Source organism: Bradyrhizobium sp. 25ACV (genome assembly GCF_054863005.1).
The window spans coordinates 1-254 of sequence record NZ_JAVAYO010000156.1; the positions used below are offsets into that span (position 1 = coordinate 1).

Genomic DNA, 254 nt, shown 5'->3' on the forward strand with positions numbered 1-254 from the left:
CTGAAGGTCGCGGCCGTCAAGGCTCCGGGCTTCGGCGATCGCCGCAAGGCCATGCTGCAGGACATCGCGATCCTGACCGGCGGCCAGGCGATCTCGGAAGATCTCGGCATCAAGCTCGAGAACGTCACGCTCAACATGCTCGGTCGCGCCAAGAAGGTGATGATCGACAAGGAGAACACCACGATCGTCAACGGCGCCGGCAAGAAGGCCGACATCGAGGCGCGCGTGGCCCAGATCAAGGCGCAGATCGAGGA

At 63.8% G+C, this 254-nt stretch carries 1 pseudogene; it reads left to right on the plus strand.

Annotated elements, in window-relative coordinates:
- A pseudogene (groEL, locus tag RAD04_RS38965) lies at positions 1-254 on the plus strand (chaperonin GroEL); the annotation flags it as partial.